Origin of the sequence: Paracoccus shanxieyensis (assembly GCF_009711265.1) — a bacterium.
In the GTDB taxonomy this organism is placed as follows: domain Bacteria; phylum Pseudomonadota; class Alphaproteobacteria; order Rhodobacterales; family Rhodobacteraceae; genus Paracoccus; species Paracoccus shanxieyensis.
This window is the reverse complement of sequence record NZ_WMII01000002.1, coordinates 184583-201667: the sequence shown is the minus strand read 5'-3', so window position 1 is coordinate 201667 and position 17085 is coordinate 184583. Positions and strand designations below refer to the sequence as shown.

Genomic DNA, 17085 nt, shown 5'->3' with positions numbered 1-17085 from the left:
ACTCACAAACGCCGTAATAGGCGAAAACACTTAAACAACTGCTGCGCGTATTCGAAATAGCGAATCCTGCGCCGCCCACCAACCTATAAAACCGTTTGAAGGCCTGCCTTTTTCGGCATGATCCCATCCGGCAACGGCTGAGTGTCGGGCTGTTCGGCGCGGCTCAGCAGCCGCCTTGCATTGCCCAGCAACGCCCCCGCGGCAATCCATGTCACCGGGGTCAGCGTGGCATTGGGTATCAGGTCCACGCAATTCATCGCCAGCATCAGCGACAGACAGCCCAGCGTCAGGAATTCCGGCCTGTTCGTCGTGCCGCGCACCGCCATCAGCGCCCGCATCATGGTAAAGATCGGCACCAGCAACAGCAGGAACTGCGCCAGATAGCCATAGACGCCCCGCGCCCCCAGCCACACGATCCACTGGCCATCCGGCACCGAGCTCAGCCGCCCGTCATAGGGGTCATAGAACAGCGGACGCCCCCAGCCGCCCCAGCCGAACAGCGGCCGTTCCAGCGCGCGCTCGACAAGCTGCTCCTCATTCATCAGCCGGAACTCCAGCGACCGCCCCCGCTCGGGCGAGATGGACATGGCGACGTTCACGATGTCATTGACTGGCAGAAGCGGCGTGGTGCGCAGCGTCGGATAGGCAAAGGCGATCGAGGCGACCACCGCCGCCACCAGCACCATCAGGCGCGGACGCGCCAGCGCCACCAGAGGCGCGGCAATCAGCGCCTGAATCAGCGCACCCGCCGATTTGCACAGCACGATCATGCAGCACAGATACAGCGCGATCAGCACATTGCGGCGGGTCTTGTTGTGGCGCGCCATCACGATGGCCGCCAGACCGGCCCACATGGTGATCAAGGCCACCCACAGCGGATGCTCAAGAAACACGATGGGGCGATAGCCGCCATAGCGGATGGTCTGCACGAAATCATGCTGGAAATAGCCATAGACCAGAATGTTGGTCTGCGGGCTGAAGCGCAGCTCGAACAGCATCGGCAGGGTATAGCACAGGATGCCCAGCACCAGCGTGCGCAGCAAAAGCTCGGCCCCGCGCACATCGTAAAGCAGCCGGTAGCCCAGCAGGAACGGCAGCAACTGCATCCAGACCAGCAGCGTATCGGCCATGCCCTGCGTGATCGACATGCCGGGCCGCACGTTGATGCCGTCAAACAGCGTGTCGGGATTGGTGAAGGTCGTCAGCATGGGCGCGGTGAAATTCATCGCCAGCAGGATCGTCACCACCACCCCCATTTCGGGCGCGGTCGGGCCTTTGTCATGCGGATCGCGGCGCAAAAACAGCATCAGCGCCGCGCACAGTGCCGGGATCATCGCCTTGTTGATGCCGGGCACCAGCGGCAGGTCGATCTCGATCAGCGGGGGCAGGATCAGGTAGCCCGAGATGATGGTGAACACCAACGCCTTCTGCTTGTCCATGCGCGAGAAATAGACCGAAGTCACGATGGGCCAGATCAGCAGCATCAACAGCGCAAATGCGGGCAACGGCAGATACTCCCTGGCCGATCCTGTTTGGACAGGGCCGAACGGAAAGCCATTGCTTTCCCCGCACACCCGACCCATCCTGCCCGCAACCGGGGCCGGATAGATTTACATCATGCAATTCAGCTTTCCCGACGGCAATGCCGTTCGGATCAATTGTCCAGATTCAGCATCCCTGCTGCGGCAGGTTCGCGACAATTTGAGCGTGGGGCAAGGCTTCGCGCTGGCGACGATCAACGTGGACCATCTGCAACGTCTGGGCGAAGAGGCGCCGTTCCGCAAAGCCTATGCCGCGCAGGATCTGGTCTGCGCCGATGGCAACCCCATCGTCTGGCTGTCGCGAATCGCGGGCAAGCCCGTCAGTCTGGCACCGGGGTCCGATCTGGTGCTGCCTCTGGCGCAAGAGGCCGCGGCGCAGGGCCTGCCCATCGGGCTGATCGGCAGCAACGACGCCTCACTGGCGCTGGCCGCCAAGGCGATGCAGGCGCGCGTGCCGGGATTGCAGGTGGCCATGACCCATGCGCCGGGCTTTCCCTTCGATCCGACCGGCCCCGAAGGCGCGCAGATCATCGACAAGATCCGCGCCTCGGGGGCGCGTCTGTGCTTTCTGGCGCTGGGTGCGCCCAAGCAGGAAATCTTTGCCATCCGCGCCCGCGATGCATTGGGCAATGTCGGCTTTGCCTCGATCGGGGCGGGGCTGGACTTTCTGTCCGGGCATCAGAAGCGCGCGCCGAAGTGGGCGCGGCAGATCAAGATGGAATGGATGTGGCGGATGCTGTCGAACCCGAAACGGCTGGCCGCGCGCTATGCCAAGGGCTTCACGATCCTGCCAGCCCATGCTGCGGCAGCGTGGCGTCAGCGGCAGGAACCGAAACGCGGCTGACCACCTGCGCCAGATGCCGCATCCGGGCGTCGAACTCGGCCTGAAAATCATGCTGTCGGGCATAGCGCAGCGCGGCATCGGCATGGGTCATGACGCTGGCGCGGTCGCGGTCCAGCGTGCCGATCAGCGCCGCCATCTGCGCCACATCGCCCATCGGCAGGCACCAGCCGCCCTGACTGTCGCGCACCAGCGCCGCCAGCATCCGGTTGGCAAAGCCCACGACCGGCAGGCCGCAGCCCATCGCCTCAAGATAGGTGCAGGACGGATCCGACTGCACATGGCAGCTGACAAAGACATCCGCCTGCTGGCGTGAGATGGGGACCAGCTCGCTTTCAAACGGCACGGGGGCGTGCAACTGCACACGTTCGCGCAATTGCGGGGCGGCGGCGATGCCGGTCCGGATGTCCGCCTCAAGGCTGCCCGCACCATAGATGTCCAGCGTAAAGGGCACGCGCGCATCGCACAGCGCCTGTGCCAGCGGCACCAGCAGATGCCCGCCCTTCATCGGCTCAAGCCTGCCGGAATGGATCAGGCGCAGCGGGCGGCGTTCGCCGTGGCGCTGGCGGCGGGCATCGACCTCGGCCTCGGTCGCCATGATCTGGGCGGACATGCGGTTGTCCAGATAGCGCAGCGGCAGGGCATTCATCGCGGCGTAATCCTGTTCGGCGGGAAAGCCGTTCATCTGGATGCCATCGGCGGCGCGCAGCGCGGCGCGGCGGCCGCGTTCCTGCCGCAGGTTCCACAGCATCGACCACAGCTTTTTGGGCAAGCTGCGGCCGCGTTCGATGCGGGCGATCTGCAGGCGCGTGTCCAGCGTGTATTCGATGCCATAGACCACCGACAGCCCGCGCGCCCGCGCCGCATCGCCCAGACCCAGTTGCTCGGTCATATCGGCCGAGGCCAGGATCACCCCCGGCGCCTGCCCCAGCGCCGTTTCCAACGGCGCATCGGGCGGCAGAAGCGTCACCTGAAAGTTCAGCGTGGCCGGGTCGATGGCCGAGGCAAAGGGCAAGGCCTCTGCCCCCATATCCCGCATCACCGCCCGCACCGGGCCGGGCCATTGCCGGGCGTGCAGCGCCATTCCCGAGGCAAACTTGTCATCCAGCAGCAGCCGTCCATCCTGCGCCCGCGCCGCAGGGACAGCCGCGAACAGCGTCAGTTCGGGATTTTGCGACGACATGCGTCATTCCTTTCGATCGGCTGGCCTTTCGATCGGCCGGCTGCCTGCTGAAACCGCCGCTACCATGCGCGCAAAGGCAGCCGCGCGACAACGCGAAACATGCGACGCACACCTGCCATTTTCGCCAATAGGGCGATCTGCCCCGCCGCCTAGGACAGGATCAGCGCCCGGCCATGGCGCTGATGCCGCGCCACCATCTGCCGCGCCTTGCTGCCTTCGGCCAAGGTCCGCGCCGCGACCGCGGGCCGCTGCCGCAATTCAGGGAAGATCGCAAAGATTTCGTCCCGCGCGGCCTTGCCCAGCGATCTCATCGCCTCGGGGCCGGTATACAGCGACTCGGTCGGGGTGCCGTTCGAGATGACGATCTGATGCCCGTCGAACAGCAGATGCACATAGGTCACGCGCGCCACTTGCATCTGCGTGATGCCGTCCAGCGCCAGAAGCTGACGGGCGGCGACCAGCACCTCGGACGCGCCGAACATGCGCTGCGCAATGGCCGAGCGGACCAGCACGCGATGCTGCGGCGACACGATCAGATCGCGGCTGGGCAGTCCCGGCCCCAAGGCATCCGCGCCGATGCGGATAGGGTGCAGCTTGGGGTTCTGCGCCAGATCCCCGGCCTCAAGCCGGCGTTGCCCGACCCAGCGCAGCGGCTGCGCGCCGTTGTCGCGGGTCAGCACCCGCGCGCCGGGTTGCAGCGTCTCGACCGCGACGGGGCCGTCGGGGGTGTCGATCAGCGTGCCTGCGGTGAAACAGGGCGCGCCCGGCTTGCAGGGCAGTCCGGACCCGCCCTGACCTTCGGGCGGAATGCTGCGCGCCTGCATGGCGACCTGTTCCGGCTGCATCCGCTGCTGCAGAGCGGCCAGCGCGGCGCCGGGATTGACCTCGAACCCCATGCCCAGAAGCGCCTGCCGGGTCAGCGCCCCGGCGCGGATGTTTTCCAGAAGCAGCCGCTCGCCATTCGGAAAGCTCAGCACGGCATGGCCATTGGATTCCGAGATGCGCACATCATTGATCCCGACCAGATCGCCCCGCGCATTGTGCAGCCCCTGCAGGTTCAGCACATCGCCATGCCGGACGATCTGGCCCGCGCCATTGCGCAGATCGCCAAGCTGAAAGGCGCGGATGGTATCGAAGCCCGCGCCGTCGCGGACCACCAGCACATCGCGCTGTGCATCCGGCTGAACATAGCTGCCCAGCGGCAACGAGAAGTCCTGCACCAGCGAGATGAAATCATCGCCGCGCCCGCCATCGACCGTATCGGCCCCGTCGCCCGCCTCCAGCGTGTCATTCCCGCGCGAACCAACCAGCATGTCATTGCCCCAGCGCGTGTTGAACTGGATGCCGCGATTATCCTCGCCGGGGGTGGCCTGCGCGGCGCTGACCGTATCGCGCCCGTCATGGGTAAAGAAATTCTCGAACTCATGAAAACGGACGGTGCTGCGGCCGCCGACATCGGTGATGGCCCAGCCGCTTTCGACCGTGTTGAACTGCACCGAGACGCCGTTGCCATCCCAGTCGCGCGCCCACAGGTTCAGCAGATCGCCGCCCTGTTCGTTGGACTCGCCGCCATAGATCGTGTCATTGCCGATCCGCTCATCCGGGTTGCCGCGCCCCCAGCGGATATTGTCATTGCCGCCGCCGCCATAGATCAGGTCATTGCCGGTCGAGCTTTGGATGAAATCCCAGCCGTCGCCGCCGTGGATCGTGTCATTGCCGGGACCGCCGTCGATGTAATCCGCGCCTGACGACCCGATGATCAGATCGTTGCCCGCGCCTGCGGTGATGTCGATGCCGTGTTCGGGGACGTAATGCAGCGGATCGCCCGGCGTGCCCCGCGCCGGTTCGATCACCGCGCCCGAGGCGTCGATCCTGTCATTGCCCGCCCCGGTCGTCACCCGCTCGAACTGCTCGAAATTCAGGCGGTTGCCATGCACATCCAGCGCATACCCATCCTCGGACGAGGAATAGATCACGCGATAGCCCTGAAAGGCGTCTGGCTGGCCAATGATCAGCCGGTCGCCGCCCGTGCGGTCGAAATAGGGGTTGGGGTCATACCGCTCACCGACAAAACCGCCATAGTAAACGTCCACAGCGCCCGTCGTCGCCGGGTTGCGGTCCCAATACATCGTATCCGCGCCGGGACCGCCAAAGACCAGATCGTCCCCGCGTCCGGGCGAGATGACATCATCGCCCGCGCCTGCATGAATGGTATCGCGCCCCGGCGTGCCCCGCAGCGTATCACGTCCCGAACTTCCGTTGATTACCGGCATTTGACATCTCCGCATCGTTAACACAGGCAGGGCCGGGCAATGCCGACCCTACCGCCACTTCACGTTTTCAAAACGCGCGGAGAAGATCATTTGAACGATTTTCGCTCGATCGGGCCACGCGGTCAGGTCGGCAGGAAATCGCCCTGAAGGGACGAAAAGCAAAGGGCGGGACGCCTTGCAGCGCCCCGCCCCGGTGTTTCAGCAGCTCGTCAGAGCCTTGCCATTGCGGCTGTGCCGCTCGGCCATCTGTCGGGCCTTGCTGCCCTGCACGATGGGCCGCGCCGCTTCGGCGGGCGCGTCGCGCAATTCGGGGAACAGGGTGAAGATTTCGTCGCAGGCCGCCTGCCCCAGCGATTTCAACGCCTGTGCGCCGGTATACAGCGATTCCGTTTCCGCCCCGTTCGACAGCACCAGTTCATGACGTGCGAACAGCAGGTGGAAATAGCTGACCTCCTCAAGCTGCACCTGATCGATGCCGTCGATGGCGACCAGCTGCTTGGCGGCGACCAGCACCTCGGGCGCACCGAACATGCGCTGCGCGATGGCCGAACGCACAAGGATGCGGTGCTGCGGCGAGACCAGCAGATCCGCGACGGGCAGCCCGTCCCCCAGCGCACCGGCACGGATGCGGATGGGTTGCAGACGCGGCGCCAGCGCCAGATCCACGCGGTCCAGCTTGCGATTGCCCAGCCAGCGGATCGGCTGCAACCCGTTGTCGCGGGTCATGACCAGATCGCCGACGCGCAGATCTTCGACGGCGACCTCGCCGCGGTCGGTGCGGATCATGGTGCCCTGCGCAAAGCAGGGGATGCCCATGGCCAGCAGACGCTCGCGCGTCAGGGTCTCGGGGTCGACGCCCTGGAACCAAAGCTCTTCGCCATTGGGGAAACGGATCACGGCATACTGGTTGTTGTATTGATCCACATCGCCCCGGATCGCCAGATCGCGGACGTGGATCGGGTTGCCGTCTTCGCCGTGCAGGGCGCTGACATCCAGCACATCGGCCGGGGCCGGGTTGCCATCGCTGTCAGCCTCGCCGCCGAAGGCAAAGCCGCGGATGGTGTCATGGCCAAAGTCATCGGTCAGAACCAGCGTGTCGACCTGCGCATCGGGACGGCTTGTCCCGGCGAAGATGTCGCCGTTCATCGAGATGAAGTCGTTACCCTTGCCGCCGATGATCGTATCCGCGCCCCAGCCGCCTTCCAGCGTGTCATTCCCGCGCGAGCCGATGATCGAGTCATTGCCCCAGTCGGCAAAGACGCGATAGCCGTTCACGTTCGGATCAGAGCCGTCGATGGTATCATGCCCGCCGCCCGTGCGCAGGTTCTGCATGTTCAGAAAGCGCAGCGTGCCGATTTCGTTGCCCTGACCGTCCCCGGCGACGATATTGCCCGACCACGAACTGTCCAGCGAAACGCTGATGCCTTCGTTGCTTTGGCCCGGCTCGGCCGGGGCCGATTGCCATGCGTTCAGCGTGTTGAAACCGGCCTGACCGTCGTAAAGATCGTTGCCGATCTGGGCCGCGCTGCCGCCATTGCCCCAGCGATAGCCGTCATCGCCGTCGCCGCCATAGGCGATGTCATCGCCGCCGCCGGTTTCGATCACGTCATTGCCGTCACCGCCATAGACCGTGTCATTGCCGTCGCCGCTTTGGATATAGTCGGTGCCGGCGCTGCCATAGATCGTGTCATCGCCCGCGCCGGAATACAGCCGCATCCCGACGAAGTGATGCGGGCCGTCCTGATGCAGGATCTGGGCATCGCGGGCATCGACGAAATTGTCGCCATTGCCCAGAAACACCCGCTCGATGCCGTCAAAGGTGATCTGGTTGCCATTGGCATCCACCGCCGTCCCGGCCTCGGTCGAGCTGTAGGTCAGGTTCAGGCCCACATTGGACGCCTGGTTCAGCGACAGCGTATCGCCGCCATTATGGTTATAGGGGTCGAAGGTATAGTTCTCGGATCCGGTCAGATGCGTGACATATCCGTTGCCGTCAAAGACCGGCACATGGCCCTCGCCGCCATGATAGACAGCATTGTCGCCGCCCCCGGCCGCGCCGTTCCAGAACAGCCGGTCGGCGCCTTCGCCGCCGTTGACGGTATCGTTGCCGCCGCCACCATTGATGGTGTCGTTGCCCGCACCGCCATTGATGCTTTCAGCCTCTCCGGTGCCCAGAAGGGAATCAGGCCCTTCGCTTCCGTTGATCTCGGCCATCGTAAACCTCTGAAAAGTGATACTTGATAAACTTGCCAGGCGAGAACCCGAGAATATGACGGCGATTCCGGTCGGCTTGTCGCAGTTGATTTAACCCAAAATGCTGACGCGCCGAGAGTTATCCTTTTGGATAGTGACCTTGGTCAGGCCTTCGCGTCAAGAACCAGCCAATTGCTGTCAGAGGCCGAGATGTAAAGCCGCGCGCCGGGTTCGGGCAAAGCGACCGCCGGGGCGTTGAAGCGGTCCATCACCACCTCCTGTTCGCCGACCCGGACGCGCAGACGCTGGACCGAGCCCAGAAACTCGACCCCCATCACCTCGCCCGCGATGCCGTGCGGCCCTTCGACCAGCCCTTCGGGGCGGGCGGCCAGCGTGATGCGGCCGGGTTTCACCGGGCGGTTCAGCAGCACATCGGTATGGCCCAGACGCACATGGCCGGTCGCGGCGTCCACCACATCGGCGTCAAAGCGGTTCAGCGTGCCGACGAATCCCGCGACGAAATCGGTGGCGGGGTTGTTATAGATCTCGCGCGGGGCGCCGGTCTGGTCGGCCACGCCCTGATGCATCACCACCACCCGGTCCGAGATCGACAGCGCCTCTTCCTGATCGTGGGTCACGAAGATCGTGGTGATGCCAAGCTGATGCTGGATCTCGCGGATCTGGTTGCGCAGACTGACGCGGATCTTGGCGTCCAGCGCCGAAAGCGGCTCATCCAGCAACAGGACGCGCGGGCGCGGCGCCAGCGCGCGGGCCAGGGCCACGCGCTGCTGCTGGCCGCCCGACAGCTGATAGGGATAACGCTCGCCCATCTGCGGCAGGCCGATCAGCTCCAGCATCTCGGCCACCCGTCCGGCGCGTTCGGATTTGGCGACCCCCGCGACCTTCAGGCCGAAGCCCACATTGTCGGCGACGGTCAGGTTGGGAAACAGCGCATAGGCCTGAAACACCATGCCGATCTGGCGCTGGTTGGGGCGCAGCCGCGTCACGTCCTGCCCGCCGATCAGCACCCGGCCCGCGCTGGGGGTCTCAAACCCCGCCACCATGCGCAGCACCGTGGTCTTGCCGCAGCCCGATGGCCCCAGAAACGAGATGAACTCGCCCTTGTCCACCGTCATGCTGAAATCATGCACGACCTTGTTGGTGCCATAGGATTTTTGCAGATGATCCAGAACGAGGAAGCTCATTTCGCGGTCTTTCGCACACCCGCAAGGCGGGAAATCAGTTGCATCAGGCCCATGCAGCCCCAGGTGACGGCAAAGGCGATGACGGCCAGGGCCGCCGGCTCATAGGCGCGGTTCGCACCCAGCAATTGCATATAGGGCCCGAAGGCCGGGCGGTTCAGCAGCGCCGCCATGGTGAATTCGCCGATGACGATGGCGAAGGTCAGAAACGCCCCCGACATCACCGCCGCCAGCACATTGGGCAGGATCAGCGTGACGATGATCCGCGTCCAGCCCGCGCCCAGCGATTGCGCAGCCTCGGTTAGCGAACGCACGTCCATGGTCGACAGGCCGGTGTCGATGGCGCGGTACATATAGGGCAGCGCCAGCGTGGCATAGCCGCACAGCAGCAACAGGTTGGTCGTCCCGCCCGATCCGGTCAGCGGCAACCATGAACTGGTGTTATACAGCCGGATATAGCCGAAAACGACCACGATGGCCGGAATGACCAGCGGCAGAAGGGTGACGAACTCGATCACCGGGCGCAGGCGCGGCAGGCGCAGCCGCACCCAATAGGCGGTGGGGACCACCACCAGAATGCCCAGCAGGATGGTCAGCAGCGCCATGACCACCGAATAGCCGAAGGTGGCGCGGAAGGCCGGATCCGACAGCACCGAGGCATAGGCGTCCAGCGAATATTCCCCGCGCCGCATCCGCAGCGAAAACTCGACCGTGCCGATCAGCGGCAGCAGGAAATACAGGCCGCCCACGACGATGGCGGCCCATGACCAGAACTTTCTCATCGCATCCACCTTTCGGCGCGGGACCGCATGATGACATAGGCCAGATTGGCGATGCCGGTGATGACGATCATGCCAAAGGCCATGGCATAGCCCAGATGCGGATCCTGCAGCACGTCACCGCGGATCTGCGCAAACAGCATGATCGGCGCAATGGACAGCGACGATCCGGTCAGCGCATAGGCCGTGGCCACCGCGCCGAAGCTGTTGGCAAACAGCAGCGCGAATGTGCCCAGCAGCGACGGAAACAGGATCGGCAGCGCCACCATGCGCCAATATTGCCCGGTGCTGGCGCCCAGCACCTCGGCCGCCTCGCGCCATTCACGCTTCAGCCCCTCCAGCGCCGGGGTGATGATCAGGATCATCAGCGGGATCTGGAAGAACAGATAGGTCAGCGTCAGGCCCCAGAACGACAGCAGGTTGAAGCCATAGGAATAGATGTTGATGCCGAACCACTCGCGCAGCAGCATCGTGACCAGCCCCACGCGGCCCAGCGTCGAGATGAACGCAAAGGCCAGCGGCACGCCCGCGAAGTTCGAGGCGACGCCGGAAAAGGTCAGCAACGGCCCCTTGATCCAGCCCGGCAGCCCGCCAAAGACCACCGCCGCCGCCATGGCAAAGCCGATCAGGCAGCCAAGGATGGCGCTGGCCAGCGAAATCTGGATCGAGATCCTGAAGCTGTCCATGATCCGCGGTGCGGTCAGACCGGCAAGGTTCGACAGCGTGAAGCCGCCCTCGGGGTTCTGGAATGCGCCGATGACGATGTTCATCGTCGGCAAGAGCAGAAACAGCGCCGCAAAGGCGAAAAAGGGCACCACGCCCAGCCAGTTCCAGCCTGCTTTCATCGCTGTCCCCCGTATTCCAACGTCCGTGTTTGGACATCTGTGTTGGGAAGGCCCCGCCGCGATGGGCGGGGCCGTCCGGTCTTATTCCTTGACGGCAGCGCCGACCACGTTGTCCCAGCCTTCGGTCACGACCTTGCGGTTGGCCTCTTGCTGTTCCAGCGTCGGGAAGATCGCCTTTTCATAGGCGGCAGCCGGGGGCAGCGCGTCCAGCATCTCTTGCGGAACCTTGCCATTGGCGACCAGATCGTTGAAGCGGATCGGGTGGCAATAGCCCTTCAGCCAGCCAAGCTGACCTTCGTCCGAATACAGGTATTCCATCCACAGTTTTGCCGCGTTCGGATGCGGCGCATAGGCCGAGATCGCCTGCACATAGACGCCCGCGACGACGCCGTCCTCGGGGATGATGACCTCGATCGGCGGGTTGCCGTTCAGACCGTCGCGCCAGGACAGCAGGTTGTAATCCCATGCGGTGACGATGGGCGTCGCACCCTGCGCGATGGTCGCCGACTTGCCGATGACCGGAACGAAGTTGCCTGCCTTGTTGACCTCGGCCAGCAGCTCCATGCCCTTCTGGCCCGATGCCTCACCCGCCTCGCCGCCATTGGCCAGACCCGCCGCCATGACAGAGATGATGGCCTGCGCCGAAGCGCGCGGATCGCCCGCCAGCGCGAAGGCGTTGGCATATTCCGGCTTGCTGAGATCTTTCCACGACTTCGGCGCTTCGTCGATCAGGTCGGTGTTCACGCCGAACGCCATGACGCCGTAATAATCGCCATACCAGAAGCCCTCGGCATCCTTGGCATCTTCCGGGATGGTGTCCCAGGTGGCGACCTTATAGGGCTGGATCAGCCCCTCGGCCTTGGCCTGCGGGCCAAAGGACAGGCCCACGTCGATCACGTCGGGCGCCTGCGGGCCCTTGTTGTCCTTGTTGGCGCGGATCGCCTCAAGCTCATCGGCCGAGCCCGCGTCGGGGTTCAGCTCGTTGACGGTGATTTCGGGGTATTTCGCCTTGAAGCCGGCGATCACCTCGCCATAGCCGCACCAGTCATGCGGCAGCGCGATGGTGGTCAGCATCCCTTCGGCCTTGGCGGCTGCTTCCAGCGCGGCCATATCCTGTGCCGAAGCCGCACCCGAGGCGGTCAGCGCGAACAGCGCGGCAAGGCTTGCCGCTTTCGATTGAATGGTCATGTGGCAAACTCCGTTGCATCCGGGTGCCGCCTTGGCGGCATGTGCTGCCACCTAGTCGTGCCCGATGACAGTGTTACGACAGGCACGCCCGACCGCAAAGACTTTCGTAAAACCATGCACTTTTAGATATGTGACAGTCTTACGGGACCAGCGTGGCGCCGACTTTCATCACCCGCCCGCCGACGGTGTATTCCGCCTCGATCCGCCGTCCGGGCTGCGCGGGTCCAAAGGTGCCCAGCGACCCCAGCGAGATGATCGACCCGGCTTTCAGGTCATAATTGCCGCGCGTCACCAGCCACAGCACCACATCCAGCGGATGATCCAGCAGGCTGTCGCCGCGCGCGGTGTGGACGACCTGCCCATCGACCCGCAGCACCGAGGTCAGCCCGGCCAGATCCGCGACGGGATCGGCAAGCTCGGATATGGCGATGCCCTGCCCCAGCACGCCGCGCCACGGCATCGCACCATAGCTGGCCAACAGCGGTCCGGTCGGCTGCACGCCGCGCGGCAGGGCGATGTCGGGCAGTTCGATGAAGGGACGCACGTCGCGCAGGTTCGCCGCCACGTCCTCGCGCGTGCGGGCGCGCATGATCGCGGGATTGCCGACCGTCACCACCAGGTCGGCCTCATACAGCGGATTGCGACTGCCCTTCAGGCTGATCCTGCTGCCGTCGCCGACCAGCATCGGGGCAAACAGCGCGCCCGCCATCGGCTCGGATATGCCATAGGCCTGCTGCACCCCGGCCGAGGTGAAGGCGACCTTGACGCCGACCGGCGGGCCCAGTTCAGCCTCGAGGATGGCGCGGAAACTGGCATAGGCGCAGTTCGCATCCTCCATGTTGCGCACCAGCGGATCGGGCACGCGCTGTCCGGCGATCCAGCCGCGCGCGGCATTGTGCATCAAAGAGGTGTCGGGACATGCGGCATCCGCGGCGGCTGCCAGACAAACCAAGGCTGCGCACAGAATCAACGCTTTCATCCCGCCCTCGTTTTCGTTCCATTTTTCAAGACGATGCCGCATGGCGGGGGCGTTGTCACCGCTATTCTTGTGCGGGACGGTTTGCATCGCCGCGCCCATCCCCTAGAAGGGCTTACCCGGACAGCGGCAGGCCAGAAGATGAGCGATCAACCGACCCCGATGATGGCGCAGTTCCTTGCGATCCGCGCGGCCAATCCCGGCGCGCTGCTGTTCTATCGCATGGGCGATTTCTACGAGATGTTCTTCGAGGACGCGCTGGCCGCATCCGCCGCGCTGGACATCGCACTGACCAAGCGCGGCACGCATCTGGGCGAGCCGATCCCGATGTGCGGCGTGCCGGTCCATGCCGCCGAAAGCTATCTGCTGACGCTGATCCGCAAGGGCTTTCGCGTGGCCATCGCCGAACAGATGGAGGACCCCGCCGAGGCCAAGAAGCGCGGCAGCAAATCCGTCGTCGCCCGCGATGTGGTGCGCCTTGTCACCCCCGGCACCCTGACCGAAGAATCGCTGCTGGAGGCGCGGCGGCACAATTTTCTGGCGGCCTTTGCCAGCGTGCGCGACGATGGCGCGCTGGCTTGGGTCGATATCTCGACCGGGGAATTCCGCGTCATGCCCTGCCCGCTGGCGCGGCTAGCCCCGGAACTGGCGCGCCACGCACCGCGCGAATTGCTGGCGGTCGAAGGCGCGCGGCTTGACGATATCGCCGCCGAGGCCGGGGTGGCGCTGACCGAACTGCCCCCCGGCAGCTTTGACAGCGCCGCGGCCTCGCGCAGGTTGTCGGCGCTGTTTCAGGTCGAAACGCTGGAGGGTTTCGGCAGTTTCAGCCGCCCGGAACTGGCCGCGATGGGCGCCATCGCCGATTATCTGGACCTGACGCAGAAAGGCCGAATGCCGCTTCTGCGCGCGCCGGTGCGCGAGGCGGCGGGCGGCGCCATGCAGATCGACGCCGCGACCCGGCGCAACCTTGAACTGACGCAGGCCCTGTCGGGCGGGCGCGAGGGCAGCCTTCTGGCCGCCATCGACCGCAGCGTGACCGCCGCGGGGGCGCGGCTTTTGGAACGGCGCATCAGCGCGCCCTCGCGCGATCTGGGGGTCATCCATGCGCGGCAGGCGGCGGTGGCGGATCTGACGGATGATCCGCGCCTGACCTCGGATCTGCGCGAGGCGCTGTCGCGCGCGCCAGACATGGACCGCGCGCTGTCGCGGCTGGCGCTGGAACGTGGCGGGCCGCGCGATCTGGCCGCGATCCGGGCCGGGCTGACGCAGGGCGCGGCGATTGCCGCGCGGTTGGGCGATGACAGCGCACAGGTGCTGGCCGATGCCGCCCGCGACCTGACCGGCCATGACGCGCTGATCGACCTGCTGGACGACGCGCTGGTGGCCGAGCCGCCGCTCTTGACCCGCGACGGTGGCTTTACCGCGCCCGGCTATGACGACGATCTGGACGAAACCCGCAGGCTGCGCGACGAAGGCCGGGGCGTGATTGCAGGGATGCAGGCCGATTACATCGCCGAAACCGGCGTCATCAGCCTGAAAATCAAGCATAACAACGTATTGGGCTATTTCATCGAAACGACCTCGACCCATGCCGAGCGGATGCTGGCCATGCCCGAGCGTTTCATCCACCGCCAGACCACCGCGAACCAGATCCGCTTCACCACGGTCGAGCTGTCCGAGCTGGAGACCCGTATCCTGAACGCCCGCGACCGCGCGCTTGAGATCGAGCGCGAGATCTTTGCCCGCCTGTGCCGCGCCGTGCTGGACCGCGCGGCCCAGATCGGTCAGGCGGCGCGGGCGCTGGCGGAAATCGACCTGACCGCCGCCTTTGCCGATCTGGCCACCGGCGCAGGCTGGGTGCGCCCCACCGTCGATGACAGCCGCGCCTTCGTGATCGAGGGCGGACGCCATCCCGTCGTCGAACGCGCCCTGCGCCGCAAGGGCGAGGCGTTCGTCGCCAATGACTGCGCCCTGACCGAAGCCGCGACACCGGCGATCTGGCTGCTGACCGGCCCGAACATGGCGGGCAAATCGACCTTTCTGCGCCAGAACGCGCTGATCGCCATTCTGGCGCAGGCTGGCGGCTTTGTGCCGGCAACCCGCGCCCATATCGGCCTTGTCAGCCAGCTGTTCAGCCGCGTGGGCGCGGCGGATGATCTGGCGCGGGGACGGTCCACCTTCATGGTCGAGATGGTGGAAACCGCCGCCATCCTGAACCAGGCCGATGACCACGCGCTGGTGATCCTTGACGAAATCGGGCGCGGCACGGCGACCTGGGACGGGCTGTCCATCGCCTGGGCGGTGATGGAACATCTGCACGCCAAGAACCGCTGCCGCGCGCTGTTCGCCACGCATTATCATGAAATGACCAGCCTGTCGGCCCGGCTGCCCGGCGTCGAAAACGCCACCGTCAGCGTGCGCGAATGGGAAGGCGAGGTGATCTTTCTGCACGAGGTCCGCAAGGGCGCGGCGGATCGCAGCTATGGCGTGCAGGTGGCGCGGCTGGCCGGGCTTCCCGGCTCGGTCGTCGAGCGCGCCAAGGAAATCCTGCACCAGCTGGAAAACGGCGAGGGCGGCGGCAAACAGGCGGCGCTGCTGGACGATCTGCCGCTGTTTCGCGCAGCCCCGCCGCCGGTCGCCGCCCAACCCAAGGGCTCGGCGGTCGAGGACCGGCTGCTGGGGGTCAATCCCGACACGATCAGCGCCCGCGAGGCGCTGGATCTGGTCTATGAACTGCGTGGGCTGCTGGGGTCTCAGGCGTAAAGCGTATTGCGCTGACGGCCCTGCAACTCGGCGTCGATCATCTGGGTGACGCGGGCGGTGGCGCGGCGGCCGATCTGCAGGCTGTGCTGCTGAGCCGCGCGGCGCGGCATATCGTCGGGCGTGGTGACATCCGCAATATCCACGAAGACGACATGGAACCGGCAGCCCGCGACATGGGCCAATGGCAACAGATCGCCCGCGCTCTGGATCAGGTTCTGGCACGCCATCAGATGGATCACCAAGGCATCCGGGCGCAGCCAGAACGTCTCGGACACCGCAGCCCCTTGCGGGATGACCACGATATCGGCGGTCTGCATGGCCGCAATCCGCTGCAGCGGGGTCAGGCGTTCCGGGCGAAGCTGGGCAAAGCCGCGCTGGCGCAGATCCTCAAGCAAGGCCGCCTGCCCGGTCAGCGCCCCGTCGCCGCCGCGCGGCGCGATCCAGACCAGCGACGGCATCGAGGCACGCAATTCCGGCGACACCTGCGCCAACCCGGCCTGCCGCGCCAGCCGCATGCCGCTGTCATAGGACGCCACGGCGACCTGCCGACGGCTTTGCGGGGCCGATCCGGGCATGGGCCAACCCGCCTGCTGCAAGCTGTCATCCACGCCGTCATCCTGCGCCTGATACAGATAATGACGATGGCTGAAGACGCTGCGCACCGCCTCATAGCGCCGGGGCGCGCTGCGAAAGCGCAGCCGGGGCGCAAGCTGGGGAAACAGCGCCTCGACGAACAGCGCAAGCTCATCGGCAAAACCGCCGCTGGGCACATGCAGGTTGATGATCTGGTCCGAGCCGTCCTGCGCGAAATGCGCAAGCCCCGACAACATGCCCGACAAGGCCCGCTCATGGCCAACGCCATGCATCAGACCCAGCGCGATTTCCAGATCGCCCGCATCGTCGGGCCAGACCGGCGCAGGGGCACGATCCGCCGCGCGGGCGTGGCGAAAGCTGTCATGCAGCGCCTCGCGCGCGGCGTCGTCGCGCAGATGGCTGTCAAGCTGATGCCACAGCCGGTCGCCCGAGGCGCCGTTCAGCCATGCCCGCCCGGCGATGGTGGTGAAATAGGGGCGAAACTGCGCCCGCTGCAGCACCACTGGGGCCGAGGCGATTTCCATCGCGGCGCGCGGCAGGCGCTGTTCCTGCCGGTCGATGGCAGATTGCTGCATCTCAAGGATGGGATCATGGTCGCTGGCCGCGAAGATCCGCAGATCAGCGGCGGGAACCTTGCGCAGCAGCGGATCCGGCTGCGATTGGATATAGTGCATTCCGGGGTGCACAGACGGAAGGTGGAACACCTC

At 65.6% G+C, this 17085-nt stretch carries 12 protein-coding genes; 2 read left to right on the top strand and 10 right to left on the bottom strand.

The annotated features are described in order from the left end of the window. Positions 1-83 precede the first annotated feature (83 nt). Positions 84-1505: a hypothetical protein gene (locus tag GL284_RS02990; RefSeq protein WP_196216729.1), complete on the bottom strand. Its 1422-nt coding sequence runs from the start codon at positions 1503-1505 to the stop codon at positions 84-86. A gap of 112 nt (positions 1506-1617) precedes the next feature. Between GL284_RS02990 and GL284_RS02985 the strand changes: the two genes are divergently transcribed. Further along, complete coding sequence (locus GL284_RS02985) at positions 1618-2385, top strand: WecB/TagA/CpsF family glycosyltransferase (protein ID WP_155043163.1); 768 nt, start codon at positions 1618-1620, stop codon at positions 2383-2385. Here GL284_RS02985 and GL284_RS02980 read toward each other — a convergent pair. The 8 genes from GL284_RS02980 to GL284_RS02945 all read right to left on the bottom strand — a co-directional run bounded on the left by GL284_RS02980 (position 2321) and on the right by GL284_RS02945 (position 13024). Continuing rightward, positions 2321-3565, bottom strand: coding sequence for a glycosyltransferase (locus tag GL284_RS02980; RefSeq protein ID WP_155043162.1), 1245 nt, complete (start codon positions 3563-3565; stop codon positions 2321-2323). The genes GL284_RS02985 and GL284_RS02980 overlap by 65 nt on opposite strands. Before the next feature lie 149 nt (positions 3566-3714). After that, positions 3715-5838 (bottom strand): Hint domain-containing protein, encoded by a 2124-nt coding sequence (locus GL284_RS02975; protein ID WP_196216728.1) that lies wholly within the window; start codon positions 5836-5838, stop codon positions 3715-3717. Positions 5839-6036: 198 nt separating this feature from the next. Then, positions 6037-8052 (bottom strand): Hint domain-containing protein, encoded by a 2016-nt coding sequence (locus GL284_RS02970; RefSeq protein WP_155043160.1) that lies wholly within the window; start codon positions 8050-8052, stop codon positions 6037-6039. A gap of 143 nt (positions 8053-8195) precedes the next feature. After that, positions 8196-9236 carry an ABC transporter ATP-binding protein gene (locus GL284_RS02965; RefSeq protein WP_155043159.1) on the bottom strand — a complete coding sequence of 347 codons (1041 nt, stop codon included), beginning with the start codon at positions 9234-9236 and terminating at the stop codon, positions 8196-8198. Next, the gene (locus GL284_RS02960; RefSeq protein ID WP_155043158.1) at positions 9233-10015 is read right to left on the bottom strand and encodes an ABC transporter permease; all 783 of its coding nucleotides are present in this window, start codon (positions 10013-10015) and stop codon (positions 9233-9235) included. Before GL284_RS02960 ends, GL284_RS02965 begins: the two co-directional genes overlap by 4 nt. Further along, entirely contained in the window at positions 10012-10857 is an 846-nt protein-coding gene (locus GL284_RS02955; RefSeq protein ID WP_155043157.1) for an ABC transporter permease, read from the bottom strand. The genes GL284_RS02960 and GL284_RS02955 overlap by 4 nt, the downstream gene beginning before the upstream one ends. Positions 10858-10938: 81 nt before the next feature. After that, positions 10939-12045 carry an ABC transporter substrate-binding protein gene (locus tag GL284_RS02950; protein WP_155043156.1) on the bottom strand — a complete coding sequence of 369 codons (1107 nt, stop codon included), beginning with the start codon at positions 12043-12045 and terminating at the stop codon, positions 10939-10941. Positions 12046-12184: 139 nt separating this feature from the next. Continuing rightward, a complete protein-coding gene (locus tag GL284_RS02945) occupies positions 12185-13024 on the bottom strand; it encodes a 2-keto-4-pentenoate hydratase (protein WP_155043155.1) in 840 nt (279 codons plus the stop codon). A gap of 138 nt (positions 13025-13162) precedes the next feature. Between GL284_RS02945 and mutS the strand changes: the two genes are divergently transcribed. Beyond that, a complete protein-coding gene (gene mutS / locus GL284_RS02940) occupies positions 13163-15784 on the top strand; it encodes a DNA mismatch repair protein MutS (protein ID WP_155043154.1) in 2622 nt (873 codons plus the stop codon). Here mutS and GL284_RS02935 read toward each other — a convergent pair. Further along, positions 15775-17052: a glycosyltransferase 61 family protein gene (locus GL284_RS02935; RefSeq protein WP_196216727.1), complete on the bottom strand. Its 1278-nt coding sequence runs from the start codon at positions 17050-17052 to the stop codon at positions 15775-15777. The two genes, mutS and GL284_RS02935, sit on opposite strands and share 10 nt — an antisense overlap. Positions 17053-17085 lie beyond the last annotated feature (33 nt).

Excerpts from the sequence above, each read along its gene's own strand:
- GL284_RS02950 (WP_155043156.1), bottom strand. The coding sequence starts at position 12,045 with ATGACCATTCAATCGAAAGCGGCAAGCCTTGCCGCGCTGTTCGCGCTG.
- GL284_RS02965 (WP_155043159.1), bottom strand. The coding sequence starts at position 9,236 with ATGAGCTTCCTCGTTCTGGATCATCTGCAAAAATCCTATGGCACCAAC.
- GL284_RS02935 (WP_196216727.1), bottom strand. The coding sequence starts at position 17,052 with ATGCACTATATCCAATCGCAGCCGGATCCGCTGCTGCGCAAGGTTCCC.
- GL284_RS02985 (WP_155043163.1), top strand. The coding sequence starts at position 1,618 with ATGCAATTCAGCTTTCCCGACGGCAATGCCGTTCGGATCAATTGTCCA.
- GL284_RS02960 (WP_155043158.1), bottom strand. The coding sequence starts at position 10,015 with ATGAGAAAGTTCTGGTCATGGGCCGCCATCGTCGTGGGCGGCCTGTAT.
- GL284_RS02970 (WP_155043160.1), bottom strand. The coding sequence starts at position 8,052 with ATGGCCGAGATCAACGGAAGCGAAGGGCCTGATTCCCTTCTGGGCACC.
- GL284_RS02980 (WP_155043162.1), bottom strand. The coding sequence starts at position 3,565 with ATGTCGTCGCAAAATCCCGAACTGACGCTGTTCGCGGCTGTCCCTGCG.
- mutS (WP_155043154.1), top strand. The coding sequence starts at position 13,163 with ATGAGCGATCAACCGACCCCGATGATGGCGCAGTTCCTTGCGATCCGC.
- GL284_RS02955 (WP_155043157.1), bottom strand. The coding sequence starts at position 10,857 with ATGAAAGCAGGCTGGAACTGGCTGGGCGTGGTGCCCTTTTTCGCCTTT.
- GL284_RS02975 (WP_196216728.1), bottom strand. The coding sequence starts at position 5,838 with ATGCCGGTAATCAACGGAAGTTCGGGACGTGATACGCTGCGGGGCACG.
- GL284_RS02945 (WP_155043155.1), bottom strand. The coding sequence starts at position 13,024 with ATGAAAGCGTTGATTCTGTGCGCAGCCTTGGTTTGTCTGGCAGCCGCC.